Origin of the sequence: Nonomuraea sp. NPDC049624, from assembly GCF_040675255.1 — a bacterium.
In the GTDB taxonomy this organism is placed as follows: Bacteria; Actinomycetota; Actinomycetes; order Streptosporangiales; family Streptosporangiaceae; genus Nonomuraea.
In genome coordinates this window covers 1-26,792 of sequence record NZ_JBFAOR010000011.1, presented here as the reverse complement: position 1 = coordinate 26,792, position 26,792 = coordinate 1, and the positions used below count along the sequence as shown (strand labels likewise).

19 protein-coding genes and 1 pseudogene are annotated in these 26,792 nt (G+C 71.4%); 7 read left to right on the top strand and 13 right to left on the bottom strand.

Annotated features, from left to right (window positions below):
- Nucleotides 1-4: 4 nt before the first annotated feature.
- Genes AB0J76_RS38335 through AB0J76_RS38320 form a run of 4 tightly spaced genes read right to left on the bottom strand, consistent with a single transcriptional unit; the run spans nt 5 to nt 3,862 of the window.
- Nucleotides 5-1,180, bottom strand: coding sequence for a cytochrome P450 (locus AB0J76_RS38335; protein ID WP_352321965.1), 1,176 nt, complete (start codon nt 1,178-1,180; stop codon nt 5-7).
- Nucleotides 1,177-2,652, bottom strand: coding sequence for a CYTH and CHAD domain-containing protein (locus tag AB0J76_RS38330; RefSeq protein ID WP_352321963.1), 1,476 nt, complete (start codon nt 2,650-2,652; stop codon nt 1,177-1,179). Before AB0J76_RS38330 ends, AB0J76_RS38335 begins: the two co-directional genes overlap by 4 nt.
- 52 nt (nt 2,653-2,704) lie before the next feature.
- Nucleotides 2,705-3,055, bottom strand: coding sequence for a VOC family protein (locus tag AB0J76_RS38325; protein WP_352321961.1), 351 nt, complete (start codon nt 3,053-3,055; stop codon nt 2,705-2,707).
- 36 nt (nt 3,056-3,091) lie between these two features.
- Nucleotides 3,092-3,862, bottom strand: coding sequence for a trans-aconitate 2-methyltransferase (locus AB0J76_RS38320; RefSeq protein ID WP_352321959.1), 771 nt, complete (start codon nt 3,860-3,862; stop codon nt 3,092-3,094).
- Nucleotides 3,863-3,918: 56 nt separating this feature from the next.
- Here AB0J76_RS38320 and AB0J76_RS38315 point away from each other — a divergent pair, with 56 nt between their 5' ends.
- A complete protein-coding gene (locus AB0J76_RS38315) occupies nt 3,919-4,422 on the top strand; it encodes a MarR family transcriptional regulator (RefSeq protein WP_352321957.1) in 504 nt (167 codons plus the stop codon).
- A gap of 525 nt (nt 4,423-4,947) precedes the next feature.
- Here AB0J76_RS38315 and AB0J76_RS38310 read toward each other — a convergent pair.
- Nucleotides 4,948-6,765, bottom strand: a complete 1,818-nt coding sequence (locus tag AB0J76_RS38310) for an ABC-F family ATP-binding cassette domain-containing protein (protein ID WP_352321955.1) — start codon at nt 6,763-6,765, stop codon at nt 4,948-4,950.
- Nucleotides 6,766-7,303: 538 nt separating this feature from the next.
- Nucleotides 7,304-8,206 (bottom strand): 4-(cytidine 5'-diphospho)-2-C-methyl-D-erythritol kinase, encoded by a 903-nt coding sequence (locus AB0J76_RS38305; RefSeq protein WP_352321954.1) that lies wholly within the window; start codon nt 8,204-8,206, stop codon nt 7,304-7,306.
- 251 nt (nt 8,207-8,457) lie between these two features.
- On the opposite strand from AB0J76_RS38305, the gene AB0J76_RS38300 reads away from it, so the two are divergent.
- Complete coding sequence (locus AB0J76_RS38300) at nt 8,458-9,279, top strand: arginase family protein (RefSeq protein ID WP_352321952.1); 822 nt, start codon at nt 8,458-8,460, stop codon at nt 9,277-9,279.
- 217 nt (nt 9,280-9,496) lie between these two features.
- Here AB0J76_RS38300 and AB0J76_RS38295 read toward each other — a convergent pair whose 3' ends face one another.
- Both AB0J76_RS38295 and rsmA read right to left on the bottom strand, forming a co-directional pair.
- Entirely contained in the window at nt 9,497-10,129 is a 633-nt protein-coding gene (locus tag AB0J76_RS38295; RefSeq protein WP_352321950.1) for an NlpC/P60 family protein, read from the bottom strand.
- A gap of 424 nt (nt 10,130-10,553) precedes the next feature.
- Nucleotides 10,554-11,414, bottom strand: coding sequence for a 16S rRNA (adenine(1518)-N(6)/adenine(1519)-N(6))-dimethyltransferase RsmA (rsmA, locus tag AB0J76_RS38290; RefSeq protein WP_352321949.1), 861 nt, complete (start codon nt 11,412-11,414; stop codon nt 10,554-10,556).
- 71 nt (nt 11,415-11,485) lie between these two features.
- On the opposite strand from rsmA, the gene AB0J76_RS38285 reads away from it, so the two are divergent.
- Together AB0J76_RS38285 and AB0J76_RS38280 are read left to right on the top strand one after the other, a co-directional pair.
- Entirely contained in the window at nt 11,486-13,696 is a 2,211-nt protein-coding gene (locus AB0J76_RS38285) for a protein kinase (protein ID WP_352322004.1), read from the top strand.
- Entirely contained in the window at nt 13,693-14,922 is a 1,230-nt protein-coding gene (locus AB0J76_RS38280) for an FG-GAP-like repeat-containing protein (protein ID WP_352321947.1), read from the top strand. Before AB0J76_RS38285 ends, AB0J76_RS38280 begins: the two co-directional genes overlap by 4 nt.
- An 85-nt stretch (nt 14,923-15,007) precedes the next feature.
- Here the strand turns inward: AB0J76_RS38280 and AB0J76_RS38275 are convergent, their stop codons facing one another.
- Both AB0J76_RS38275 and AB0J76_RS38270 read right to left on the bottom strand, forming a co-directional pair.
- Nucleotides 15,008-15,844, bottom strand: coding sequence for a ubiquitin-like domain-containing protein (locus AB0J76_RS38275; RefSeq protein ID WP_352321945.1), 837 nt, complete (start codon nt 15,842-15,844; stop codon nt 15,008-15,010).
- A 167-nt stretch (nt 15,845-16,011) separates the two neighbouring features.
- Nucleotides 16,012-16,866, bottom strand: a complete 855-nt coding sequence (locus AB0J76_RS38270) for a TatD family hydrolase (protein ID WP_352321943.1) — start codon at nt 16,864-16,866, stop codon at nt 16,012-16,014.
- Nucleotides 16,867-16,884: 18 nt separating this feature from the next.
- Between AB0J76_RS38270 and AB0J76_RS38265 the strand changes: the two genes are divergently transcribed.
- Both AB0J76_RS38265 and AB0J76_RS38260 read left to right on the top strand, forming a co-directional pair.
- The gene (locus AB0J76_RS38265) at nt 16,885-20,151 is read left to right on the top strand and encodes a BTAD domain-containing putative transcriptional regulator (RefSeq protein WP_352321941.1); all 3,267 of its coding nucleotides are present in this window, start codon (nt 16,885-16,887) and stop codon (nt 20,149-20,151) included.
- Nucleotides 20,152-20,247: 96 nt separating this feature from the next.
- On the top strand, nt 20,248-21,477 hold the full coding sequence (locus AB0J76_RS38260) for an FAD-dependent monooxygenase (RefSeq protein ID WP_352321939.1): 1,230 nt from the start codon (nt 20,248-20,250) through the stop codon (nt 21,475-21,477).
- On the opposite strand, the gene metG is transcribed toward AB0J76_RS38260, so the two are convergent.
- Entirely contained in the window at nt 21,422-23,203 is a 1,782-nt protein-coding gene (gene metG / locus AB0J76_RS38255) for a methionine--tRNA ligase (RefSeq protein ID WP_352321937.1), read from the bottom strand. The two genes, AB0J76_RS38260 and metG, sit on opposite strands and share 56 nt — an antisense overlap.
- A gap of 119 nt (nt 23,204-23,322) precedes the next feature.
- A complete protein-coding gene (locus AB0J76_RS38250) occupies nt 23,323-24,543 on the bottom strand; it encodes a glycosyltransferase (RefSeq protein WP_352330688.1) in 1,221 nt (406 codons plus the stop codon).
- Nucleotides 24,544-24,703: 160 nt separating this feature from the next.
- On the opposite strand from AB0J76_RS38250, the gene AB0J76_RS38245 reads away from it, so the two are divergent.
- Entirely contained in the window at nt 24,704-26,191 is a 1,488-nt protein-coding gene (locus AB0J76_RS38245) for a hypothetical protein (protein WP_352330687.1), read from the top strand.
- On the opposite strand, the pseudogene AB0J76_RS38240 reads toward AB0J76_RS38245, so the two are convergent.
- Nucleotides 26,127-26,792 (bottom strand): annotated as a pseudogene (locus AB0J76_RS38240) (phospholipid carrier-dependent glycosyltransferase); the annotation flags it as partial. The gene AB0J76_RS38245 and the pseudogene AB0J76_RS38240 overlap by 65 nt on opposite strands.

Below are 26,792 nucleotides of genomic sequence, written 5' to 3'. Positions count from 1 at the left end.
CGGCTCACCAGGTGACCGGCAGCCGGGCGAAGCCCTGGGTGATCCTGCCCTCGTAGCGCGGCAGCTCGGCGACCGGGACGGCCAGCCGCAGGCCGGGAAGACGCTGGAAGAGCCGGCTGAAGACCGCCTCCAGCTCCACCCTGGCCAGGCTCGCGCCGATGCAGAACCGCGGGCCGTACCCGAAGGCGAGATGCGGGTCGGTCGCAGGACGGCCGATGACGAAGGTGTCGGGATCGGGATAGACCTGTTCGTCCCGGTTCGCCACGCCGGTGTTGAGGACGACCGCCTCGCCGCGGCGGATCGTGCGGCCGTCGATCTCGATGTCCTCGTGGGCGTACCTGGGCAGGCCGTGCAGGCTCGGCGCGGCCATGCGCAGGATCTCCTCGACCGCGGCGGGCGCGAGCCCGGGGTCCGACCGCAGCAGGTCGAGCTGGCCGGGGTTGGCCAGCAGCAGGAGCACGCCGTGGTCGATGCGGTTGACCGTGGTCTCGTGCCCGGCGAACAGCAGGCCGGCGGCCAGCTCGGCGATCTTGCCGTCGTCGTCCAGCTCGCCCGCGAGGTCCGACAGGACGTCCTCGGCCGGTTCCTGCCGTTTGCGGGCGATCAGCCCGGCCATGTAGGCGCTCAGCTCCGCCCGCGCCGCGACGCCGGCCGCCTCGTCCCGCAGGTCGGCCATACGCGCGGACACGCCGCTGAAGTACTCCCTGTCCTCGTACGGGACGCCGAGCAGCCGGCAGATGACCAGCACCGGCAGCGGGAAGGAGAGCTCGGCGTGCAGGTCGGCCGGCGGCGTGAGGCCGGCCAGGCGGTCCAGCCGCTCCTCGACCAGGGCGCCGACCTCGCCGGCCAGCCGCCTCATCCGCCGGGCCGAGAAGGAGGGCGCGAAGAGCCTGCGCAGGCGCTCGTGGTCGGCCTTCTCGGTGGCGGCCTCGCCCTGCGGCCCGCCGAGCAGGGCCGAGTTCGACACGCGCGGCGCCCGCTCGGGCTCGGGGTGGGAGCGTCCCAGCCGGCTGTCGGTGAACAGCCTGCGTGCCTGTTCGTAGCCGGTGACCAGCCAGACCTCGTCGCCCACCGGGGTGCGCACCCGCGCGATGCCCTCCTTCTCCCGCAGCTCCCGGTAGGCCGCCGGAACGTCGAGGGGGTCGCTGCGCGGGAAGGGTATTGCCGGAAGGTTCGTCATAGAACCTTCTTAACCGCCTTCACGGTCTCCGCCCAGACTCTGGGGAAATCGGCCTCGGCACGTTCGGCGGTGTTACGTTCGATCCCGATCAGCAGCCCGTACGTGAAGGTGTCCTCGCCCGCCTGCCGGGCGCTTTCGGCCTCCTTGGCCAGCGTCTCCTGGGCGACCACGCCGTCCCGGTGGGCCCCCAGCACCTCCTGGACGTTCTCGGCCAGCTCGGCCAGCCTGGCCATGCCCTTGCCGAGGGTCGGTTCGAGCGCTTCGGCGGTGTATCGAGCGCGTTTGGCCGCCTTGCGGACGTCGTGCAAGGCGATCTCGCGGCGTCCGGGGTCCTCGGTGGCCTGGGCTGCCTCGTACGCCCTGGTCACGCGGTCCCAGCCGGCCGAGGCGAGGGCGGTGAGCTTGTCCTTCGCCGGCTTGGCGGCGGCCTTGCCCAGCTCGGGGGTGGCGATCAGGGCGTCGAGGGCGTCCAGGAGGGTGTAGTAGCGGTTGCCGCTGAGTGCGTCCTTGATGCGCTCGTACGCCTCCTGCTCGCGTACGCGCAGGTCCGCGCCGAGACGGGTCCGGATGGGACCGGTGACCAGCTCGGGGGCGAGACCGGACAGCTCCCCGGCGAACCTGGCCCTGATCACCTCCAGGTCGCGGGCCTCGCCGAGCACCGTGCCGAGCCAGCGCAGCTCCTCCTGGACCTGTTCCGTGCCGGTCACCACCGACTTGAACGCCTTGAGCGCGCTGCGCAACCTGCGCGAGGCCACCCGCATCTGGTGGACGGCGTCCTCCTCGGCCCTGCGCACCCGCGGATCCTGGCTGAGCAGGGCGGCGACCTGGCTCGACAGGTAGTCGATGACGGTCTCCCCCGCCGTGCCGGGCTCGGTGGCGGCCCTGGCGGGCGGGGCGGGTTCGAGGAGCCGGGCGAGCTTGCTGGCGCTGCCCGCCGGGGTCGCCCCCGCCTTGCGCAGCCGCTTGCCGACCTTGGCCAGCAGGTCCGGCCGGTCCTCGGCCAGCAGCTCGGCCTCGACCTCGCGCCACCGCAGCACCTTGCCGTCCCGGTGGACGGTGCCCTTCACCCGGTCGTCGGCGATCTCGACCAGCCGGGTGCCGCCGTCGTGCAGCAGGGTGACGCTGCGGCGGGTGTCGAGCTCGGCCACCACCTGGAGCTCGGCGCCCCTGGCGTAGGCCCGGACGAGTTCGGCCAGCTCCGGCGGCACGACCTTGGTGCTGCGGGTGAGCGGGCAGGTGATCTCCTGGCGCACGCCCCTGGCCTTGGGCAGCTTCAGGTGCCAGCCCGCGTCGTCGCCGCCGCGCCTGCGTCTGAGCGTGACGCCGCGCGCGGCCAGCCGCAGGTCGGCCGTGTCGTAGTAGAGCGCCACGAGCTGGTGACCGCGCGGGCCCGTGACCTGGGCCAAGCCGCTCAGGTCCGGGATCGTGTAGTCGGTCGGAACGTCGAACTTGTCCTCGATCTCGATGCCCACTGCACCTCACAAGTGTCCGATTTCGGACCATGATGCCACCTGGAGGTGAACATCACACGGCTTGCAGGAGCTCGATCCGGTTGCCCACGGGGTCCGTCACGTAGATCCGGCGGTAGCCGGGGAAGAGGTCGTCGGGCACCGCGCCGGGGATCCTGGCGGCGTAGGCGTCGACGTCCTCGACCAGGAAGGCCGGGTGGGCCTTGCGGGCGGGCCTGAAGTCGTCCTCGATGCCGAGGTGGATCTCCACGCCGTCGCCGCGGAACCACGCGCCGCCGCGTTCGGCCAGCTCCGGCGGTTTGGGGACCTCGGTCAGGCCGAGCACGTCGCCGTAGAAGGCGCGCAGCTCGGGTTCGCTGCCCTTGGGCGCGGCCAGTTGCACGTGGTGCAGGGCTTTGATCGTCATCTGCGGGGTCTCCTCAGCTTGTCTCCGGGCCATCAGTTATTTCTGGGCCACCACGAAGATTCGGCGGAAGGGGAAGGGGGTGCCGTAGCTTCTGGCCGGGTAGGCCTCGGCGAGCGGCCCGGCCAGGTCGGCCTTGAACCGCCGCTGCTCCTCCGGGTCGAGCCGGTCGAAGATCGGGCGCAGGGCCGTACCGGACACCCAGTCGAGGACCGGGTTCTCGCCCTGGAGCAGGTGCACGTACGTGGTCTCCCAGGCGTCCACCTGGCAGCCGCCGTCGTTGAGGAAGTCGAGATACTGGATCGGGTCGTCCACCGGGTTGGCCCTGTTGAGGTCGCTGAGCCGGTCGGACCAGGCGCGGGAGGCGCACAGCTCGCGGATCGCGACGTGGCTCGGGGCGTCGAAGTTGCCCGGCACCTGGAAGGCCAGCCAGCCGCCGGGGGCCAGCTCCTCCAGCCAGTGTTCGAGCACGCCATGGTGGGAGGGCACCCACTGCAGGACGGCGTTGGAGACGATCACGTCCATGGGGCGGTCGGGGTGCCAGGTGTCGACGTCGGCCACGGCGAAGTGCACCGAGCTGGTGAGCTTGCGGGCCTTGGCGATCATCGCGGGCGAGGCGTCGAAGCCCTCGACGGTGGCGCCGGGCCAGCGTTCGGCCAGCATGACGGTGAGTTCGCCGCTGCCGCAGCCCGCGTCCACGACATAATCGGGAGCCACCGCACCGACTCTGGACATCAGCTCGATGAACGGCCGCGACCGCTCGTCGGCGTAGACGGCGTAGGTCACCGGGTCCCAGATATCTCTTGACATAGAGATAATTGATATCGAGAGAGATATCTCGATGTCAAGACAGTAGACTCTGTGTCATGACGCCACAGGATGACGAGGTCGACCGGCTGGTCGCGGCATGGCGGATCGAGCGGCCCGATCTCGACGTCGAGCCCCTCCAGGTCCTCTCCAGGGTGTCACGGCTGGCCAAACATCTCGACCGCGCCAGGCGGGCGGCGTTCGCCGAACATGATCTGGAACCTTGGGAGTTCGACGTGCTCACCGCGTTGCGGCGGGCCGGGAAGCCGTACGAGCTGAGCCCCGGGGCCCTGCTGCGGGCCACACTGGTGACGTCCGGCACGATGACCAACCGCATCGACCGGCTCGCTCAGGCCGGGCTGGTGCGGCGGCGGCCCGACCCCGAGGACCGGCGCGGCGTGCTGGTGTCGCTGACGGACACGGGGGTGGCGCGGGTGGACGCGGCGTTCGCCGACCTGCTCCGGCGTGAGCGCGACCTGCTCTCCGGCCTCCAACCCGCCGACCAGCGCTCCCTCGCCGCCCTCCTCCGCCTGCTCCTCGCCCCCTTCGACTCCCCCCAATAGTCCTTCCACGTACGCACGATCGTCCGGCGCGGACGGCGGCGGGCGGCCCCCGTCCGGGGATGACCTCAGGGCCCGGCGTCCGGCGGCGGTCCCGGCAGGGGCGGCGGCGAGCGGTTGTGTGCGGCTCTGTTCTGCCGGGTGCTGCGGTTACGCGGTGCTGCGGTGCTGCGCTTCCGCAGTTCCGCGGTTTGGCGCTTCCGCGGTTCCCCGGTTCTGCGCTTCCACGGTTCTGCGCTTCCACGGTGCTGTTCTGCCGCGCTGCCGCTCTTCTGCGGGGTTCTCTTTGGTTTGATGCGGTTTCGTGATTGCGCGGGGTCCTGGCCCGCCGACGTCAGCGGGCGTCGGTCCTGAGGTGGGTCGACGGGAATGACCCCTATGGGCCTCGCCGGCCTGCGGCGGAAGCCGCCACGTCAGCCACTGCCCTACGCCCCCGCACCGGCGACGGCTCCAGGCCGGTCCGCTGACGCCGCCTCTGCGGCAGCCGTCGAACCGGCGCGAACCCTCGCGTACGAGAGCGTGCGGGAGTCAGTCGCCGAGGCGATCGGCCACTTCGAGCCATTCCGCCTCGACGGTGTCCTTCTGGGTCAGGACGTCGCGTAGCTGGGCATCAAGGGAGCCCAGCTTGGCGTAGTCGCTGGCGGCTTCGGCCATGGCGGCGTGGAGGCGGGCCTCCTGGTCGCCGAGCTTGTCGAGCTGACGTTCCAGGCGGTTGAGTTCCTTGCGGAGCTCGCGTTCCTCCTTGGCCGACAGCCCGGTCTCCGGCTGCGCGCCGGACGAAGCCGCGGCAGGGGCCGAAGCGCCGGACGCCGGGGCAGGCGCGCTGCCGATACGGGCGGTCACGGCCGTGCCGGCGCTGCGGCGTTCGAGGTATTCGTCGACCCCGCCCGGCAGCATCACCAGCTTGCCGTCACCCAGCAGGGCCACGCACCGGTCGGTCACGCGCTCCAGGAAGTAGCGGTCGTGGCTCACCAGGATCAGCGTGCCGGGCCAGCCGTCCAGCAGGTCTTCGAGCTCGTTGAGCGTCTCGATGTCGAGGTCGTTGGTGGGCTCGTCGAGGAGCAGCACGTTGGGGTCGTCCATCAGCAGGCGCAGCAGTTGCAGCCGCCGCCGCTCACCGCCGGACAGGTCGCCGATGACCTTCCACTGCGCATCGCCCTTGAAGCCCAGACGCTCCAGCAACTGGGACGCCGTCCACTCCCGCTTGCCCAGCTGGAGGTACTTGCGGATCTCCTCCACCGACTCCAGCACCCGCCGCGACGGGTCGAGCTCGGTCAGCTCCTGGGACAGATGCGCCAGACGTACGGTCTTGCCCCGGATCACCCGGCCCGAGTCCGGCTGGACGCTGTCGGCGAGCAACCGCAGCACCGACGACTTGCCCGACCCGTTGACGCCGATCAGGCCGATCCGGTCGCCCGGCCCGAACTGCCACGTGCAGTGATCGAGCACCAGCGGCCCGTCGCCGGGGCCGCCCGCGTGCAGGGTGACGTCTTCCAGGTCGTAGACGGTCTTGCCGAGCCTGGCCGCGGCGAACCGCATCAGCTCGACGGTCTCCCGCGCCGGCGGCTCGTTCGCGATCAGGGCCTGCGCGGCCTCGATCCGGAACTTCGGCTTGGACGTGCGGGCGGGCGGGCCGCGTCGCAGCCAGGCGATCTCCTTGCGCATGAGGTTCTGGCGGCGTTCCTCGGCCGCCTGGGCGATGCGCGCGCGCTCGGCCTTGGCCAGCACGTACGCGGCGTAGCCGCCCTCGTAGCGCTCGACCCGGCCGTCGACGACCTCCCACGTGCGGGTGGAGACGGCGTCGAGGAACCAGCGGTCGTGCGTCACGACCAGCAGGGCGCTCTTCCTGGCCGCCAGATGGGCGGCGAGCCAGGCGATCGCCTCGATGTCGAGGTGGTTGGTGGGCTCGTCGAGCATGACCAGGTCGTGGTCGTCGATGAGCAGACGGGCCAGCGCCGTACGCCGGCGCTCGCCGCCGGACAGCGCGGCGGCCTTGGCGCTGAGGTCGAGGTCGCCGATCAGGTTCGCCAGGATCTCGCGGACCTGCTGGTCACCTGCCCATTCGTGCTCAGCCCTGTCCCCCAGGACGAGCTGGCTCACGGTGGCCTCGGGGTCGAGGGTGTCCTGCTGGGACAGGAAGCCGACCCGCAGCCCGCGCGTGTGGGTGACCCGGCCGCTGTCGGGACGCACGTCACCGGCGATGACCGACATCAGGGTCGTCTTGCCGCCCCCGTTGCGGCCGACGACGCCGATGCGCTCCCCGGCCTCGATGCCCAGGGAGACGTCGCTGAGGAGCGGCTTGGGCCCGTAGGCGTGGGAGACCGACTCAAGGTTGACCAGATTCATGACGTGTCCAGGGTATCGGTCCCCTCAACCGCTTCCCGACGCCCTCGACGTCCCTTGATCGTCTACGGGCCGGGGATTGCCGGACCTGATGCCCGCCTTGAGTGCCCAGCTCACGTCCATCTGCTGTTCACGTCGTCCCCGCCCGATGGAACGTCGGGCCCTCACACGATGTGAAGGTGCACGCGACGCCGGGCACCCCGCACCACCTCCCGCCGTGATCAGCAGGTCCGTACGGGCCAGGCCCGGACCCCCGTACCCCACGAATGTTCAGATCCGGATGCCGGTGGCTGAAGCGCGGATGATGACGGCGCCAACCACCAGCCCTCCGCCCCTCATCGACGCCGCCGTCGCCTCAACACGCACCGCAAACCAACGCCTGGAGCCGTGGCCTTGGGCCGCAACGCCGGATCTTCGTCCCGTCCGCCGTGCCGCCCGCCATGCCGTCCGCCGTGGCGGGCCCAGCGGGGCGTCCCCGTGCGGGGCCGGCGTGGCTGTGGTCGTTGGGGGCGCTGGAGGCGCTGGGGGTGTCGTCAGGGGGTCAGAGCAGGGTGGCGCCGGTTACGGGGCCGTGGGCGGCGACCGTGGTGGTGGCGGCGCCTGTGGCGGTGAGGCTGTTGGCGAGGTCGCGGGCGTGGGTGGCGTCGATGGCCAGGAAGGCGCAGGTGGGGCCGGAGCCGGAGACGATCGCGCCCAGCGCGCCGTGCTGGCGCCCGCTGTCGAGGGTCGTGGCGAGCTCGGGACGGAGGGCCAGAGCGGCGGCCTGGAGGTCGTTGCTCAAATGGGCGCCCAGGGCGTACGCGTCGCCAGTGCCGAGGGCCTCGATGAGCGGGGCGTCGAGCTCGGGCCAGGGCACGCGGGCGTTCGAAGCCTCGCGCTGACGGTCGCACTCCGCGTAGACCTTGGCGGTCGAGAGGCCGCCGTCGGCCAGCGCGAACACCCAGTGGAACGTGCCGCCCGTGGGCAGCTCGCTGAGCTGCTCGCCGCGGCCGGTGCCGACCGCCGTACCGCCGAGCAGCGAGAACGGTACGTCGCTCCCCAGGTCTCCGGCGATCTCCATGAGGTCCTCGAAGGGCAGGCCGAGCCCCCAGAGCTCATTGCAGGCCACGAGGGCCCCCGCCGCGTCGGCGCTGCCGCCCGCCATGCCGCCGGCGACCGGGATGGCCTTTTCGATGATCAGGTCGGCGCCGTACGAGCGGCCCGCGTGCTTGGCGAGGGCACGGGCGGCGCGGATGGCGAGGTTGTCGTCATCGACGGGCACCTGGTCGGACCATCTGCCGTTGACCGTGACGGTGATCGACTCGGCCTCCTTCGCGACCACCTCATCGAAGATCGACACTGCGTGGAAGACATTGACCAGGTCGTGGTAGCCATCTTCCCGGAGCGGGCCGACTGAAAGCTGCACGTTGACCTTCGCGGGCACACGTACGGTCACCGAACTCATCGATCTTCTGCCACTTTCATCGCTTGCCGGGGTCAAGGACACTCGATGTTATCGGGGTGGGGTGCGCTGACATGCGGTTCTCGGAATTAGACGTGTGAGATGGCCGACTGCGGGCCACGCAGAGTGAGGTTCGTCCTCCTTTCTGCCAGTCAGGTGGTCATACGCCGACATTGCAGTCTTTCCGCGACGCCTTTCCTCCGCCGACCTTCTCCCCGGAACGGCGCCTTGGGATGCTGAGAGGACTACTTGATGTGGAGGTGCTCGTGTCCGAGGTGACGGTTGTCGAGGTGCCGCAGTGGCGGGGGTCCGGAGCTCGTACGGCTGAGCGGCTGCGTGAGGGGGCTCGGCTGGTTGCGGAGATGGTGGACGCCGATCGTCGGATTCAGGTCGAGGTCGATGACGATGATCTGGTGGTCACTGCCTCCAGGGTTCGGGCGGCGGTCGCCGAGGCTGGGTGGGACGGGCTTCTGGTCACCGCGGGCGGGGACTGCGGTGTCGAACTGGAGCCGGTGGCGGCGGCGCGGCGGAGGTTCGGGGATGGGCTGGTCGTCGTCTGGTTCGATGCGCATGGGGATCTGAACACGCCGGAGTCGTCGCCGTCGGGGGCCTTTCATGGCATGGTCCTGAGGGCGTTGACCGGTGAAGGGCCTGACGGGCTGGTGGCCGGGCAGCCGGTCGGGGCCGGGCAGGTCGTGCTGGCGGGGGTTCGTGATCTGGATCCGGCCGAGGTCGCGTTCGTCGAGGATCAGGGTGTGCGGTGGGTTCGGGCGGCGGATGTGGAGGCTCTGGTCGAGGCTGTTGGTGCTGCGGCTGCGGCGGGGGGCGCGGAGCGGACGGCTGTCTATGTGCATGTCGACTTCGATGTGCTTGATCCGCAGATCTTCGGGAGCGTGGGGTCTCCTACGCCTGACGGGTTCCGGCCTGAGGAGCTTGTGGAGCTGGTGAGGGCCGTTGCGGAGCGGTTCGAGGTGGTGGGGTTGGGGCTCATGGAGTATGAGCCGGCGGGGGCTGAGGATCAGGCGTTGCTCGAGTCGGTGGTGAAGGAGTTGGTGGCGGTCTGCGCCGGGCGGTAGTTGGCGTTCACGGTGGCGTCCAGGGTGGATGGCCGCCTGCCGGGGGCGCGTCGTCAGCAGTTGGTGGCGCCCGGGACGGCGGGCGCCCTGGTTGACGAGCGGCCACAGTTGGCTGGCGCCCATGGGTGTTGGACGTCCGGAGGTGGTGGACGTCCGGAGGTGGGTGGCCGGGGAGGACATCCTGGGGGGACGTCCGGAGGGGGCGGGCTTCCGGGGGTCAGGTGGGGCGGATGGTTCCTCGGTAGGCGGTTCGGTAGTAGGCGGAGTTCAGGAAGTTGGTTCTTCGGACTACGTCGCCGGTCCGGGGGGCGTGGATCATGATGTTGTCGCCCAGGTAGAGCGCTACGTGGGTGGGGTCGCCGGTGCCGCCGAAGAAGAGGAGGTCGCCCTTGCGCCTGGAGGCGAGGGGGACTCTGCGGCCCTGGCGGAACTGGGTGCCGGTGTAGTGGGCGAGCCTCACTCCGGCTTTGGACCAGGCGTAGAGGGTGAGGCCGCTGCAGTCGAAGCCTCTTGTGTTCGCGCCGGTGCCCACTCCGATGGTGGGGCCTCTTGAGGAGCCGCCGCCCCACGAGAACGAGACGCCCAACTGGGTGAGGGCTGCTGCGGCTGCGATTTCGCCCTTGTGCTTCGGACGCTTTCTGGGTTTCTTCGGCTTCGGTTTCCTGGGGTGGTGGGGGGCCGGGCAGCGGGTGGTGGCGGTTGCCTTGGCGCCGGCGGCGGGGATGGTGATGGTGGCCCTGAGGCATGGAGTGGGGGTGGCTCTGGCGGGGGCGGGGTGGGCTCCTGTGGCGGTCAGGAGGCCGCTGCTGAGGATGATCGACAGTTGGGTGATGTGGTGGCGGGTGCTCATCGGTGGCTCCTTCGTCGTGATGAGGGACGGGAGCCAGGATCACGTGGGTGGCCCGGGAGCGGAGGGGCCGAACGGGGTTCTGTGGACAGGTAGGTGTTGCGTGTCTTGGGGTTGTGGACAACCGGCTGGTGTCGGGGGGCTCGCTGCGAGGCACCTGGGAGGTGTGCGGGCCCAGGAGGGAGACTCTGTGGGCCGAGGTCGGACGCGGCCGGGCTCGCGGACGTGGACGCCTCGGGCTGTAGGAACCCTGAGGTTTCAGGTGGCGAGCCCCGAGCCGTGACGTGGTGAGGCTCTGAGGTCGGTGCGGCGCTGGAGCACTCGGGGTGAAGGGCCGTGAGGTGGCGGAGCCCCCAAGAGTCGCGGGACCCCAAAGCCCTGGGGGGTGAAGGGGGTGCTCTGGTGGGCTTTGAGGGTGGGGGTTGGGTTAGGGCTTTTGTTCGGCTATTCGGGCGAAGGAGTCGATGGTGAGTTGTTCGCCTCTGGCCGAGGGGTCCACGCCGGCCGCTCTCAGTGCTGTTTCCGCCTGGGACGGGCTGCCGGCCCAGGACGCCAGCGCCGCCCTCAGGGTCTTGCGGCGCTGGGCGAAGGCGGCGTCCACGACGGCGAAGACCTCTTCCCTGGTGGCCGTGGTGGCGGGGGGTTCGCGGCGGGTGAGGGAGACCAGGCCGGAGTCGACGTTGGGGATCGGCCAGAACACCGTACGGCCGACCGGGCCCGCCCGGCGTACGTCGGCGTACCAGGCGGCCTTGACCGACGGCACGCCGTACACCTTGGAGCCGGGACCGGCGGCGAGGCGGTCGGCCACCTCCAGTTGCACCATGACCAGGCCCTTGCGCAGCGAGGGCAGCGTCTCCAGGAGGTGGAGCACCACGGGGACGGCCACGTTGTACGGCAGGTTGGCCACCAGGGCCGTGGGGTCGTGACCGGCGAGGTCGTCGAGGGAGATCTTCATGGCGTCGGCGTTGACGACCGTGAGCCGGTCGGACGGGCCGCGCTCGGCGACGGTGAGGGGCAGTTGGGTGGCCAGGACCGGGTCGATCTCGACGGCCACCACGTGCGCGGCCTCGGGCAGGAGCGCCAGGGTGAGCGAGCCGAGGCCGGGCCCGACCTCGATGACCACGTCGTCGGCCGACAGGTCGGCCACGCGGACGATGCGCCGGACGGTCCCCGCGTCGATCACGAAGTTCTGGCCTAGCTTTTTCGTGGGGCGAAGATCTAGCTTGTTCGCCAAAATACGTATTTCTGCAGGGCCCAACAGCCTCATCATCCAACCAGTCTCCCGCATCGAAGAACCTGCGATGGCGGATGGGGGAGACCTAAGGAGAGGATGGCGTGGAACAGGAAGGGACGTCCCTGATGGAGCCAACGGGCGCCGCGCCGCTCCGTCCGACCGATCTGCGGGAGATCGGGCCCTACCGCCTGCTCGGACGGCTCGGCGAAGGCGGCATGGGGACCGTCTTCCTGGCCAGGGCCCCGACGGGGCGGTTCGTCGCGCTCAAGGTGGTGAAGGCGGAGTTCGCCAACCAGGAGGGGTTCGCCGCCCGCTTCCACGCCGAGGTGGACAACGCACGCCGGGTGGCGTCGTTCTGCACGGCTCAGGTGCTCGACAACGGCAACACCGGGGACGGACGCCCGTACATGGTGACCGAGTACATCGCGGGCACTCCCCTTTCCGACCAGATCGTGACTTTCGGGGCGCTCGACCCGGGGCCGCTGCACGGCGTGGCGCTGGGGGTCGCCGCGGCGCTGGCCGCGATCCATGTGGCCGGGCTGGTGCATCGGGATCTGAAGCCGGCGAACGTCATCCTGTCGTTGTCCGGGCCGCGGGTGATCGACTTCGGGATCGCCAGGGCGCTGGACCGGGAGACCGGATTCACGCTCTCCGGGGAACTGCTGGGCAGCCCCGGGTGGTGGGCTCCTGAGCAGGTGCGGGGTGAGCTGGTGTCCCCGGCGGCGGACATCTTCGCCTGGGGGTGCCTGGTGGCGTACGCGGGCAACGGGCGGCATCCGTTCGGGCGGGGCGATCCCATCACGATGGCGACCCGCGTGCTGAACACGCCGCCCGAGCTGGGCGCGCTTCCCGCGCCGCTCAACGAGCTGGTACGCCGTGCCACCGCCATGGATCCCGCCCATCGGCCCACGGCCCAGGAGCTCCTGATCGCGCTGGTGGGCGGGAGCACTCCGGCGATCGCCGACAATCCGCCCACGTTGGTCGCCACCGAGATGCTGACCGACTGGGAGCCGCCGCAGAACGTCGTGGACGAGCCGGACATCACGGCCACGTTCACGACCCCGCCGCCGAGCGACGCCACGGGCGCGCGCAACCCCGGCCCCGGGAGTGCCGCGGGTCCGGGAAGGGTTTCAGGGCCCGGAGGGAGCTCGGGGCCCGGAGGAGGCTCGGGACCCGGAGGAGGCTCGGGGCCCGGAGGCGGGGCAAGAGGCGGGGCAGGAGCGGGCTCAGAGCCCGGAGCAGGTCCAGGCCCCGGAGCGGGGGCGGCGCGGCCAGGAGCGGGGGCGGGGCGGCCCAAGGTGCCCGGGGCGTTCGGGGCTGGTGCCGGGTCCGATGTTCGGAACGCTTCTGGAGGGGCCACCGACTTAGCGGGCGGGCAGGCGGGGGCGCGGCAGGCGTCCCCGGAGGAGCTGGCACGGCGCGAGGAGCAGGCCGCCCGCGAGGAGCTGGCGCGCTGGGAGGCCGAGGCGCAGGCCCGCCGCCAGGAGCAGGAGCGCCAGCTTGAGCAGGCCCGCCAACTGGCACGCAGGCAGGCCGCCTCGGGCGGCCAACCGGCACGGCCCCGACCGACCGCCGAGTCCCGGCCCCCCACCGAGTCGCAGCCCCCCACCGATACCCGGCCCGCCACCGAGTCCCGTCCCTTCACCGGGTCCCGATCCGCCGCCGAGCACCGATCCGCCGCCGAGCATCGATCCGGTGCCGAGCATCGATTCGCCGCCGGCTCCCGGTCGGTTGACGGGTCCTGGAGCGGCGGAGGCACGGACCCGGGTGCCCTGACGTACGCCCCCGAAGAACCGGACACGCTGGGCGGCACCCGCACGAAGGGCACCCGCTGGCTGATCGCCGCCGCGGCCGCCGTCCTGGCGATCGTGGTCACCGTCACCGTCCTGATCGTGAACTCCGGCCGCGACTCCTCCTCCGTCGCCACCTCCAACACCCCCTCCAAGGCCGTGACGAACCCGCGTGCGGGCGACGTGGGCCGCAGGTTCGCGCTGGGCGGGAACTTCGACGACCCGGTCGTGGTCGTGCCTGAGGCGCCGGAGTGCGGGCTGAAGGAGTTCGAGGGGCAAACCACCACGAAGGGGCAGCTCTGCGTGGTCCACTGGACCGTGATCAATCCAGGCGGTGAACCCCGCCGGCTCGTCCGGCCGGTCGTCACCATGGTCGACGACAAGGGCGGCGAGCACGCCCCCGCCCCGGTCACCCTGCCCCCGGCCCTCCAGCCGGGCGGACGGGTGGACGGCGCCTTCGTGTTCGACCTGGCGCCTTATCGCAGGCCCGTGAAGATGTCCGCGACCGTGCTGGAGAACGGCCGACAGATCGAGGTCGCCCTGTGAGCCCCGTCCGAACGCTCCCCGCCGGCGCATTCAAGGCGGTGGCGATGGCCGTCCTGCTCGCCGCCGGCGGCGTCCTGGCACCGGCGCCCGCCGCCGCGTCGGCGGCGGCCTGCGCCGGAGCGGCCGACTTCGACGGTGACGGCGCGGACGACGTGGCCGTGGGCGACCCGTTCGGCGACGGGCAGAAGGGGTCGGTCCACCTGCTGTCGGGGGCCAAGGTGACCCCTGTCGCCGTGCCGGGGCCGGTCAAGGGGGACGGGCTGGGCTGGTCCGTACGGATGGCCGACGTCAACGGCGACTCCTGCGCCGACCTGCTGATCGGCGCCCCCTTCGCGGACGTGGACGGCGAGCAGGACGCGGGCAGCGTCTACGTCGTCTACGGCGGCAAGGCGGCGCCCCCGCAACGCCTGACCGCCCCGCAGCCGCAGCGGTTCGCGCACTTCGGCTGGTCGCTGGCGGCCAGGGGCGGACTGACGGCGATCGGCGCGCCCTACGAGGACGACGGCCAGATCGAGGACGCCGGAGCCGTCTACGTGCGCCAGGGCTCGGGCGCGTTGCGCCGGATCAGCCAGGAGACCGTGGACGTGCGCGGCAACAGCGAGGTCGGCGACCAGTTCGGCTGGTCGCTGGCGATCGGGCCGCGCAACGGCCTGGTCGTGGGCGTCCCGTACGAGAACGACGACGGAGCGGGACGGCAGGTCCAGGCCGGCAAGATCGACTCGGGGTCGGTGGTCTTCATCGACGACGTGCTGGCTCCCCGGATCGTGAGCCTCAAGCTCGACTCCCCCACCAAGGCCTCCGGCGACCGGTACGGCTACGCGGTCGCCTACGCCGAGGGCAACGGTTACGCGGTCAGCGCGCCCGGCCCCGGCTACGTGCAGCTCCTCGACCCGGCCAGGAAGCAGACCAGGATGCTGAGGCAGGGCGGCAGGCAGGCGTTCGGCTTCTCCATGGCGGCCTCGTCGGACGGCAGGCTGGCCGTCGGCGCGCCCTACGGCGGCGGCGTCCAGGTGTTCTCGTGGAAGAACCCGGCCGACGACCGGAAGCTCGCCACGGCCGAAGGGCTGTTCGGCTGGTCGGTGGCCTTCAGCGGGAACAAGCTCTTCGTGGGCCAGCCGGACGGGCCGCCGTACGGGAAGGTCGCGGTGGCGCCGCGCAATGCCGACGACGTGCAGTCGGTGCAACCCCCCAAGGGCGCCGACTTCGGCACCTCACTGGCCGGGTGAGCGGGGCCCGATGAACGAGCCGGGCCCCCGGCAGGGGCCCGGGCAGGGGCCCGGCGTGAGCGGCAGGGGCCCGGACAGGGTGGCGTCAGGTGAACAGGCGGTCGCCGCAGTTGGGCCACTGGGTCTGCCACCGGCCGCCGACCCGCTGGTAGAGCAGCTGCGCCCGGTAGGTCTGCTCCTCCTCCGGCCAGGCGCTCGGCAGGCCGACGCCGCCGACCGCCTGCCAACTGGGCAGGCTGAACTGGTACATCCCGTAGTAGGGGCCGTCGGGGTTGTACGCCTGGGGGTCGCCACGCGCCACGCAGTCGGCCAGCGCCCGCCAGTCGAGCCGGGTCACCTCCCACGGGATCTGTACGGCTCGCGGCGGCATGACCGTGATGACCGTCCCGTCCTCGGGGAAGCTGCCGAGCGGCGGACGCACCATGGATCCGCGCCGGACGACGACGCGCTCCTGCCTGAGCACCTGCCGGACGGTACGCGCCGTGGTGCGCGCGGCGAGCCGGGTGGCGCCCGCGACCACGTAGACCCTGCGCTCGGTGTAGGCCGTGAGCGACATGCCCGACAGCGGCACCGGGCGGCCGGGCGGCGCGGACAGGCTGCCGGCCGCCGCCTCGACGTCGAGCTCGGCCAGGACGTCCCGGACGTTGGTGGCGGTGACCAGGTGGGTGGTGGTGTGGCCGTCGAGGGTCAGCGTGACCAGGCGGGCGTGGCGCACCTCGATGGTGGAGCCGTCGGCGACGGCCTCGCTCAGCGCCGGACGCACGACGTCGCCCTGCCCCACGGACACGCCCGCCTCGCCGAGCGCGTCGGCCACCCGCGCGGCGAAGCCGCGGATCGCCACCGGCGTGCCGTCGACGACCACGACGACGTCCTTGACCAGGTACGAAGCCGCGACCAGCAGGCCGGCGGCCAGCGTACCCACGACGCACACCACCGGCGTCCACGGGGAACGCCAGGGGATCCGCGGACGCGGCGCACGCCTCCTGCCTCGCACGAACCACCTCCGGAAACGGCCAGGGACCGCCCGAACGCTAGCGGCGGCGGCGCGCCCGCCTCCACCGCTTCATGAAAAGCCGCACCGAAAGATGGTCACCACTCGCCGAAGACCGTGACTCCGTTGGTGCTGATCACCGCGCACAACTCGTCCGGATGGACGCCCTTGACCTCGGCGAGGCAGCGCAGCGTGAGCGGGATGAGGTAGGGGGCGTTGGGCTTGCCCCGGTACGGGACCGGCGGCAGGTACGGGGCGTCGGTCTCGACGAGCATGAGCTCCATCGGGGCGACGGCGGCGGCCTCGCGCAGGTAGCCGGCGTTCTTGTAGGTGACGGGACCGGAGAAAGACATGAAATATCCGGCTTCCGCGCACTTTTTCGCCATTTCGGCGTCGCCTGAGTAGCTGTGGAACACCACCCTGTCCGGCGCGCCCTGCTCGGCCAGCACCTTCAGGACGTCGTCGTGCGCGTCCCGGTCGTGGATGACCAGCGCCTTGCCGGTGCGCTTGGCGATCTCGATGTGCGCGCGGAAGCTCGCGTGCTGGTCGTCCTTGCCGGCCCAGTCGCGGAAGTAGTCGAGGCCGGTCTCCCCCACCGCCCGGACGTCGGCCTGCCCGGCCAGCGCCTCGATCTCGGCCAGCACCTCGGGGGTCGCCTCGTGGGCCTCGTTGGGGTGGATGGCGACCCCGGCGTACACGCCTTCCTGCTCGGCCGCCACCTCGGCGTTCCACCGCGAGGAGGGCAGGTCGTACCCGATGGTGACGAGCCTGGTCACGCCGACCTCGCGGGCGTCGCGCAGGATGGACCGTACGGTGGCCGACGCCGCCTGGGCCGCCTGGGCCACCGGGTCGCCCGAGGACGCCTGCCTGTTGCCCACCATGATGTCCAGGTGGCAGTGGCTGTCGAACACCGGTGCGGAAAGCGGCTCGGGCGCGGCGGGAGTCTTGCTCACGCATCTAAAGTAGCCTCCATGCGCTTCGGCATTCTCGGCAGCACCCGGGCATGGGACGCGGCCGGCGTCGACGTACCCCTGGGTGGTCCGGCCAGGCGCGCGCTGCTGGCGTTGCTGCTCGTCCGGCCGGGCGAGATCGTCAGCCAGGACCGCCTCGTCGACCTCCTGTACGGCGACCGCTCGCCGAAGAACGCCCAGCACGCCCTGCACTCCCAGGTCTCCCGCCTGCGGGGCGACGGGATCCCGGTCGAGCTGACCCCCGCCGGCTACCGGCTGCCGGTGGCCCCCGACGACCTCGACGCCGGCCGTTTCCTGCACCTCGCCGACACCGGCCGCGCCGCCCTCCTCGGCCACCACCCCGCCGACCGGGCGAACGCCGTCAGAGCCGACACCGCCAGAGCCGACACCGACCGGGCCGACACCGACCGGGCTGACACCGACCGGGCCGACGCCGGCCCGGCCGAGATCGACAGAGCCGACGCCGTGCTGGCCGGGAAGTTGTTGCGGGAGGCGCTGGCCCTCTGGCGGGGGCCCGCCTTCGCCGACCTCGACCCCGTGCACGGCGCGCCGCTGGAGGAGCGCCGTCTGGCCGCGCTGGAGGACCGCATCGAGGCCGACCTGCGCTGCGGCGGCCACCAGGGCGTCATCCCCGAGCTGGGCGAGCTCGTCCAGCGCCACCCCCTGCGCGAACGGCTGCGCGGCCAGCTCATGCGGGCGCTGCGCGCCGACGGCAGGCCGGCCGAGGCGCTGGTGCTCTACGAGGAGACCCGGCGGCTGCTGGCCGAGGAACTCGGCGCCGACCCCTCCCCCGAACTCGCCGCCCTGCACCGATCTCTCCTGCGCGGCGCGACCAGCCCACCCCCGCCCCCGGCTCCGGCTCCGGCTCCGGCGTCCCGGGTCGTGACGGGCACAGCGGCGGTGCCGCTGCCCGGCAGGCTCACCAGCTTCGTCGGCCGCGACGGCGACCTGGCCGAGGTCCGGGCGCTGCTGGCCGCCGCCCGTCTCGTCACGCTGCTCGGCCCCGGCGGCGCGGGCAAGAGCCGGCTGGCGGTCGAGCTCGCCAGGGACCACCGCGACGCCGTCCTGGTCGAGCTGGCTCCGCTCGGCCCGGGGGCCGACCTCGCGCGAGCGGTCCTCGCCGCGCTGGGCGTACGCGACGGCGCGCTGCTGGGGGCCGCGGCGCTGGGCGCGTCCGGTGAGCCGGATCCGCTGGCCCGCCTGGTCGCGGTGCTCGCCGATCGGCCGGCCCTGCTGGTCCTGGACAACTGCGAGCACGTCGTCGGCGAGGCGGCGGCCCTGGCCGAGCGGCTGCTGTCGGCGTGCCCGGCGTTACGCGTGCTGGCCACGAGCCGCGAGCCGCTGGCGATCACCCCCGAACACCTGTGGCCGGTACGCCCCCTCACCCCCTCCGACGCCCGCACGCTCTTCACCGACCGGGCCAAAGCCGTACGTCCCGGTTTCACCCCTGGTGAGCCGGTCGAACGCATCTGCGCCGCGCTCGACGGCCTCCCGCTGGCCATCGAGCTGGCGGCCGCCCGCATGCGTACGCACGAGGCCGCCGAGCTGGCCGAACGCCTGGCCGGTCAGGGCCGGTTCAGCCTACGCGGGAGCCGTACGGCCGACGCCCGGCACCAGACGCTGCGCGCGGTCGTCGCCTGGAGCTGGGAGCTGCTCACCGAGCCCGAACAGGCCATGGCCATGCGCCTGACCGTCTTCTCTGGCGGGGCCACCGCGGCCGCCGCCGCGGCCGTCTGCGGCCTGCCCGAGCACCTGCTCGACTCGCTGGCCGACAAGTCGCTCCTGGAGGTGTCGGGCGGCCGCTACCGCATGCTGGAGACGATCCGGGCGTTCTGCGCCGACCGGCTCGGCGAGGAGGCCGCGACTTTCCGGCGGGCGCACGCCGCGTACTTCCTGGCCCTGGCCGAGGAGGGCGACCCTCGGCTGCGGGGCGCGGAGCAGTTGCCGTGGCTGGCCCGGTTCGCGGCCGATCACGACAACCTCCAGGCGGCGCTGCGCTGGACGGTGGAGCAGGGCGAGGTGGCGCTCGGGATGCGACTGCTGGCCGCACAGACGTTCTCGCTGTGGATGCGCGGCATGCGCACGGTTCCCGCCAAGGCGGCGGCGGCCCTGCTGGAGGCGGCCGGTCCACGGCCCGATCCCGCGCTGGGGGACGCGTACCTGCTGACCCTGCTCACCGCGGCGAGCGGGCGGCGCGAACTGTGGGAGCGCCACAAGGACGTCGCCGAGACGATGATCGCGGCGGGCGGCCTGCGGAACCCGGTCGTCACCTGCCTGTGGCCGATGGTCACCTCGGCGTCGGTCGACCCCGCCGTCACGATCGCGCTGATCCGGCGCGGCGAGCGCGGCCCCGACGCGTGGGAGACGGCGGCCACCCGGCTGATCTGGGCCTATCCGCGGATGGCGGCGGGCGAGTTCGCCGCCGCCGAGGCGGACCTCAAGGCGGCCCTCCAGGGCTTCCGCGGCCTCGGCGAGCGCTGGGGCTCGGCGATGACGCTCGACGCCCTGGCCTGGCTGGCCAGCACGTGCGGCGACGAGGCCACCGCGCTGGCCCGCACCGAGGAGGCCATCACGCTGGCCGAGCAGCTCGGCGCGGAGGAGGACCTGGCCGACCACTACTGCAACCGGGGCGACTACCGCATCCGGCACGACCTGGCCGGCGCGCGGGCCGACTACGAGCGCGCGGCGGAGCTGGCCGGGCGTACCGGCGGCGCGATCCTGCCGGCGGCCCTGCGCGGCCTGGGCGACGTGGCGGTACGCGAGGGCGACCTGGCCCGGGCCCGGGAGCTCTACGAGGATGCGTTGCGCCGGTCCGACCCGGTCTGGGTGAAGACGTCCGGCAACATGGCCCGGCTGCTCGTCGGGCTCGGACGGCTGGCCGCGGCCGAGGGCGACACCGCCGGGGCGCGGGCCTCCTACCTGCGGGCGATGGAGAGCACGGTCACGTCGGGCGCGCTGTCGGAGAGCGTCAGGGCGATCGAGGCGCTGGCGGTGCTGGCCTTCGACGACGATCCGGCGGCCGCGGCCACGCTGCTCGGCGCCGCCGTCGCGATCCGCGGCATCGACGTGCCCGAGGACGAGCACGTCGCCGGGTTGTCGCGGCGGCTGCGGGAGGCGCTGGGCGAGCAGGGGTACGCGAGGGCGCGGCGCGCGGGCGCCCGGCTCTCCCACCGGGAGGCGCTGATGCTGGCCGGCGTCCCGGCGGCGGTCATCGACGCCTCCCCCCTGCACTCCATCGACGACTTCCCACTCCACGATTCGCCCTGAAACCCGATCAAGGGCAAGGAATGCGGTGAGCGGGGCCGGGGTGGCGGTGAGTGTGGGGTGAGGGGGCGGTGAGCGGGGCCCGGCAGGCTCTCGGGCATGGACATCCTGATCTCCGGCGCGAGCGTCGCCGGCCCCGCCCTGGCCCTCCACCTCATCCGCTCCGGCCACCGCGTCACCGTCGTCGAGCGCGCCCCCGCCCTGCGCGAGGGCGGCTACTCCGTCGACTTCCGCGGCGAGGCGCACATGACCGCGCTGCGCGCGCTCGGCATCCTCGCCGACGTCGAACGCCTCCAGACGCACATGGGCGACATGTCGTACGTCAACGAGTCCGGCAGGAAGCTCGCCTCCGTGCCCGGCGACCTGTTCTCCGGCGACGTCGAGATCCTCCGCGGCGACCTGGCCCGCATCCTCCACGACGCCACCAAGGACCGCGCCGAGTACGTCTTCGGCGACTCCATCACCTCCCTCGCCCAGGACGCGGACGGGGTGACGGTGACGTTCGAGCGGGGCGCGACGCGCAGGTTCGACCTCGTGGTCGGCGCGGACGGCCTGCACTCCAACGTGCGCTCGCTGGCCTTCGACGCGCCGGAAGAGGCCGTCACCAGCCACCTCGGGCTCTACTGCGCGGTGTTCACCCTCGACAACTACCTGGGCCTCGACCACACGGGCCTGCTCCACAGCACGCCCGGCAAGACGGTCGGCCTCTACAGCGCCAGGAACAACACCGAGGCCAAGGCCATGTTCTACTTCGGCTCACCGCCGCTGGAGCACGACCGCAGGGACGTCACCCGGCAGAAGGAGCTGCTGGCCGAGGCGTACCGGGGGGTCGGCTGGGAGACGCCGACGCTGCTGCGCAGGATGTGGGACGCGGACGACTTCTACTTCGACTCCACCAGCCAGGTGCACCTGGACTCGTGGTCGCGCGGCCGGGTGGTGCTGATCGGCGACGCCGCCTGCTGCCCGTCGCCGCTGTCGGGCATGGGCACGGGCCTCGCGCTGGTCGGCGCGCACGTGCTGGCGGGCGAGCTGGCCGCGGCCGGCGGCGACCACCGCACCGCGTTCGCCCGCTACGAGCAGGAGGTGCGCGCCTACGCCACCGGCTGCCAGAAGTCGGCCGTGGGCGTCAGCAAGTTCATGGTGCCGGAGAACCGGCTGATGGCCTGGTTCATGAACCAGAACTACAAGATCATGCCGTATCTGCCGTGGAAGGGCGTGATAGCGAAGTCGGTCAGGAAGACCGCCTCCGCCATCACGCTCAAGGACTACGGCCTCAGTCGGCCAGCCGGCCCAGCTCCTCTTCGACGACCTTCTGGTCGAGCTTCTTGAACAGCGGCACGGGCGGCGCGAGCGGGGTGCCTGGCTTGATCGGCCGGTGCTCCCAGCGCGCGGCGCCGTCGTACTCGCCGGTGATGACGGGGTAGGGGGCGCCGCCGTCTTCGTCGACCTCGCGGATCTCCGGCATGCCCGACCAGACGCCCTGGCCGCCGAGCATCGAGAAGACCTTGTTGGACGAGCTCGGCAGGAACGGCGTGAGCATCGTCTTGGCGTCGTCGACGACCTGGAGGGCGACGTGGAGGATCGACTTCTGCCGCTCGGTGTCGTCCTTGAGCTTCCAGGGCTCCTGCTCGGCCAGGTATTTGTTGGCCTCGCGGACGACGTCGAACGCCTCGGTGATCGCGTTCTTGAACCGCGACCTGCCCAGCTCGGCGCCCACCGGGGCGAACGCGTTGCGCGAGCGCTCCAGCATGGCCCGGTCGGCGTCGGTCAGGTCGCCGGCCTCGGGCACCACGCCGAAGTTCTTGGACGCCATCGAGATCGACCGGTTGACCAGGTTGCCCCAGGCGGCGACGAGCTCGCCGTTGTTGCGGTTGACGAACTCCTGCCAGGTGAAGTCGGTGTCCTGGTTCTCGGGGCCGGCCACGGCGATGTAGTAGCGCAGGGCGTCGGCGTCGTAACGCGCCAGGAAGTCGCGCACGTAAATTACTACTTGCCTGGAGGAGGAGAACTTCTTGCCCTCCATCGTCAGGAACTCGCTGGAGACCACCTCGGACGGCACGTCGAGCGCGCCCAGCTCGCCGGCCGAGCCGCCGCGCGCGCCGATGCCGCTGTAGCCGAACAACATCGCCGGCCAGATCTCGGCGTGGAAGACGATGTTGTCCTTGCCCATGAAGTAGTAGCCGCGGGCGTCGGGGTTCTGCCACCACTGGCGCCAGGCGTCGGGGTCGCCGGAGCGCCTGGCCCACTCGATGGAGGCCGACAGGTAGCCGATGACCGCGTCGAACCACACGTACAGGCGCTTGTTGGGCTGGTCGCGCCACCCGTCCAGCGGGATCGGCACACCCCAGTCGAGGTCGCGGCTGATCGCGCGGGGCTGGAGGTCGCCGAGCAGGTTGAGGGCGAACTTCAGCACGTTGGGCCGCCACTCGCCCTGCTTGGACTGCAGGTAGGAGCCCAGGACCTCGGCGAAGGCGGGCAGGTCGAGCATGAAGTGCTCGGTCTCGACGAAGACGGGGGTCTCGCCGTTGATGCGGCTCTTGGGGTTGATGAGCTGGATCGGGTCGAGCTGGTTGCCGCAGTTGTCGCACTGGTCGCCGCGCGCGCCGTCGTAACCGCAGATGGGGCAGGTGCCCTCGATGTAGCGGTCGGGCAGGGTACGGCCGGTCGAGGGCGAGATCGCGCCCATCGTGGTCTTGGGGAAGATGTAGCCGTTGTCGTAGAGGCCCTTGAAGATCTGCTGCGTGACGGCGTAGTGGTTCTTCGTCGTGGTCCGGGTGAACAGGTCGTAGGAGAGCCCGAGACCGGTCAGGTCTTCGGCGATCACCCTGTTGTACCGGTCGGCCAGCTCGCGGGCGCTGACGCCCTCCTTGTCGGCCTGCACCTGGATCGGAGTGCCGTGCTCGTCGGTGCCGGACACCATCAGCACCTTGTTGCCCGCCATCCGCTGGTAGCGGCTGAAGACGTCGGACGGCACGCCGAAACCCGAGACGTGCCCGATGTGGCGGGGGCCGTTAGCGTACGGCCACGCGACGGCGGTCAAGATGTGCTGGGACATGTGCTTAGCCTACGGGGCCCGGCCCCGCTCCTCGTCCAAACCCCCAACCCCCACGCGGAAAGACGGAAGCCGGCGCCGGCACATGGCCGGCGCCGGCTCCCACCGGGACGCGGAGGACCCTAGCTCTTGGACTTCTCCAGGGAGACCGCCTCAGCGGCCTCCTCGGCCGCCTTGGCGGCCACGTCGATCGAGCTCTCCTTGGTACGGCGGATGCCGAGGATGCTGATGAACAGCGAGGCGAAGATCGTCTGGAAGCTCATGACGAGCGCCGTGGCGGCCGGGACCACCATGCGCAGCGACTCGCGCGGGTCGAGCGCGCCGAAGCTGCGCACCTGCCAGTGGACCAGCGACATCACCAGGCCGACCAGACCGGCCAGCGCCAGCAGGCCGCCGACCACGAGGCCCTTCTCCAGGGTGACGATGTCGATGATCTTCCGGATCCGCCGCGACTCGGGCAGGAAGCCCTCCTCGGCCGCGTAGACCTTGGTGAACACCGCGAACAGCGCCGCCTGGAAGCCGATCACGACCAGCGCCGACGACCCGACCAGGGTGTCGACGTCGAAGGCCAGCTCGCCGATCTCCACCGGCCCGAACGTCAGCGCCGTGCCCGCGACCAGGCCGAGGACCATCAGGAACACGCCGGGGTAGAAGAACAGCCACTTGGGGCTGTAGAGCAGCAGGAAGCGCAGGTGGCGCCAGCCGTCGCGCCAGGAGCGCAGGTGGGGCGGGCGGGAGCGGCCGTCGGGCGAGAGCGTGGTGGGCACCTCGCGCACGTCGAGGCCGGACAGCGTGGAGCGGACGACCATCTCGGAGGCGAACTCCATGCCGCCGGTCTGGAGGTGGAGGCGCAGGATCGAGTCGCGCCGGAAACCGCGCAGGCCGCAGTGGAAGTCGCCGATGGCCGACGGGAAGAACAGCCGGCCGATGAACGACAGCACCGGGTTGCCCAGGTAGCGGTGGAGCGGGGGCATGGCGCCGGGGGCGATGCCGCCCTTGAAGCGGTTGCCCATCACGAGGTCGGCGCCGTCGCGGAGCTGCTCGACGAACGGGAGCAACGAGGTGAAGTCGTAGGAGTCGTCGGCGTCGCCCATGATCACGTACTTGCCGCGGGCGGCGCGGATGCCGCCCATGAGGGCGTTGCCGTAGCCCTTCTCGTCGACGTGGACGACACGGGCTCCGGCATCACGCGCGAGCTGCTGCGAGCCGTCCGTGCTGCCGTTGTCGGCGATCAGGACTTCCCCTTCGATTCCGTGCTCCTCCATGCACGCCAATGCCTTGCGCACACAGACTTCCACGGTCTCCGCCTCGTTGAGGCAGGGCATGACCACCGTCAGTTCCACGTCTCAACCCTTCAGTAATAAGGCTCTTCCAGTGAACCATCATGCCCTGTGCCCGGCGTGCTCGGGTCAAGACCTAAAAACGACTGGCATTCTTTACAGCATGGTGAGCGTCGCGGAGATTACCCCTGTGGACCACTCCGCTCCTGGCCGGGCAGCTCGCGTGCTGTCCTTCGTGCGCCGTCATCGCGTGTTCGCCGTGGCCTTCGGCGTCGGCGCCGTGCTGCGGCTGATCACCATGCTCGGTTACGGCCCGGCGATGTGGTTCAACGACTCCTACGAGTACGTCAACGTGGCGCTGCACCCCAGGCCCCACCCGATCAGGCCCGACGGCTACAGCTTCTGGCTGATGCTGCTCAAGCCGTTCCACAGCTTCACGCTGGCCATCTTCACGCAACACCTGATGGGCCTGGCCGCGGCCGCGCTCATCTACGCCCTGCTGCGCTGCAAGTTCGCGCTGCCCAAGTGGGGCGCGACGCTGGCGGCGGCGCCGGTGCTGTTCGACGCCTACCAGATCCAGCTCGAGCAGATGGTCATGTCCGACACCCTGTTCACGCTGCTGGTCGTGGGCGTGGTGACGCTGGTGCTGTGGAAGCGGCGGCTGTCGTGGCGGGCCGGGATCGTGGTCGGGCTGCTGCTCGCGCTGACCTGGCTGACCCGGTCGATCGGCATGCCGATCCTCGGGCTCGTGGTGCTCTACCTGATCGTCCAGCGCACGGGGTGGCGGCCCATCGTGGCGGTCATCGCGGCGTGCGCGGTTCCCGTTCTTAGCTATATGGGGTGGTTTTCTACAAATTACGGCAAATTCGCGATGACCAACAGTGACGGGCTCATCCTCTACATGCGTACCGCGATCTTCGCCGACTGCAACGAGATGAAGATCGACAAGTACAAGGAGGTCCAGCTCCTCCTGCTGTGCATCAACGACCCGGTCAACCAGCGCAAAGACTACGCACAGTGGTATCTGTGGGGCCAGGGCAACGGCGACGGCACGGGCACCGGCGAGGTCCTCCACCGGTGGGGCATCAACAAGAAGTTCAGCGGCATCACCAACGACGCGGCCAGCGCGTTCGCCACGCGGGCGATCCTGTCCCAGCCGGGCGACTACCTGAAGGTGGTCGCGCGCGACTTCTTCCGCTCCTTCCACTGGGGGCGGCCGCGCTTCCCGGACGAGTCGACGTACAACATGTACCAGTTCAGGCCCTATTACGAGGTGGACGACACCGGGCGGCCCAAGCGCCTGCCGAAGTGGTCCTCCTACGGGGGCGGCCACACCGACACCGACGCGTTCAGCTACGAGCAGGGCCCGCCCGAGACCAGGATCGTCCACCCGTGGGCGGACATCATGAGCGGCTACCAGAAGATCTTCTACCTGCGCGGCATCATGCTCGGCGGCATCATGCTGATCGGCCTGTACGGCATCGTCGTCCGCTGGCGCCGGTTCGGCGGCCCGGTGGCGCTGCCCTGGCTGGGGGCGTTCGGGCTGTTGCTGGCCCCGGCGGCGACGGCCGAGTTCGACTACCGCTACGTGCTGCCGGCCGTCCCGCTGGCCTGCATCGCGGCGGCCATCACGCTGCGCAAGGGCGTCACTTGGGGGCGGCGGTCACCCAAGAGCGCATCAGCATCCGAGCCCACCACTGTGTCTGCGTGAGCGTCTCGGCCGTGAGCACCGGCTGCAGCCACCAGAAGTTGATCAGCACGATCATCGCGAACGCGCCCACGAACGCCGCCCCGACGGCCCTGCGCGTGGGCGGCGCATCGGCCCGGCCGAGCACGAGCCCGGCCATCAGCACGACCGCCAGCACCATGAACGGCACCACCGGCAGCATGTAGAACAGGTACATCGTGCGGTCGTCGGCCAGGGCGTAGTAGAACCAGGGCAGCCAGCCCATCGCGTACGCCAGCAGCACCGCCCCGGCCCGCCAGTCGCGTCTCCTGGCGTACAGGACGGCCGTGCCCGCCAGCGCGAGCAGCGCGCCGAACCACAGGGCGGGGGTGCCGACCCCGTGGATCGCCTGCGCGCACGCCGAGGCCCCGCACGCCGACGGCGGCACGTCTGCGGGGTAGTAGAACGACACCGGTCGCACGAGCAGCGGCCAGGTCCAGGGGTCGGACATGTACTGGTGGTACTCGTGCACCCTGCTGTGGAAGGTGAAGACCTGCCACTGGTACTGGACCCATGAGCGCATGGAGTCGAACAGGAAGAAGAAGGGGCCGGAGGAGGTGGCCTGGTCCCAGTTGCGGCCGTAGCC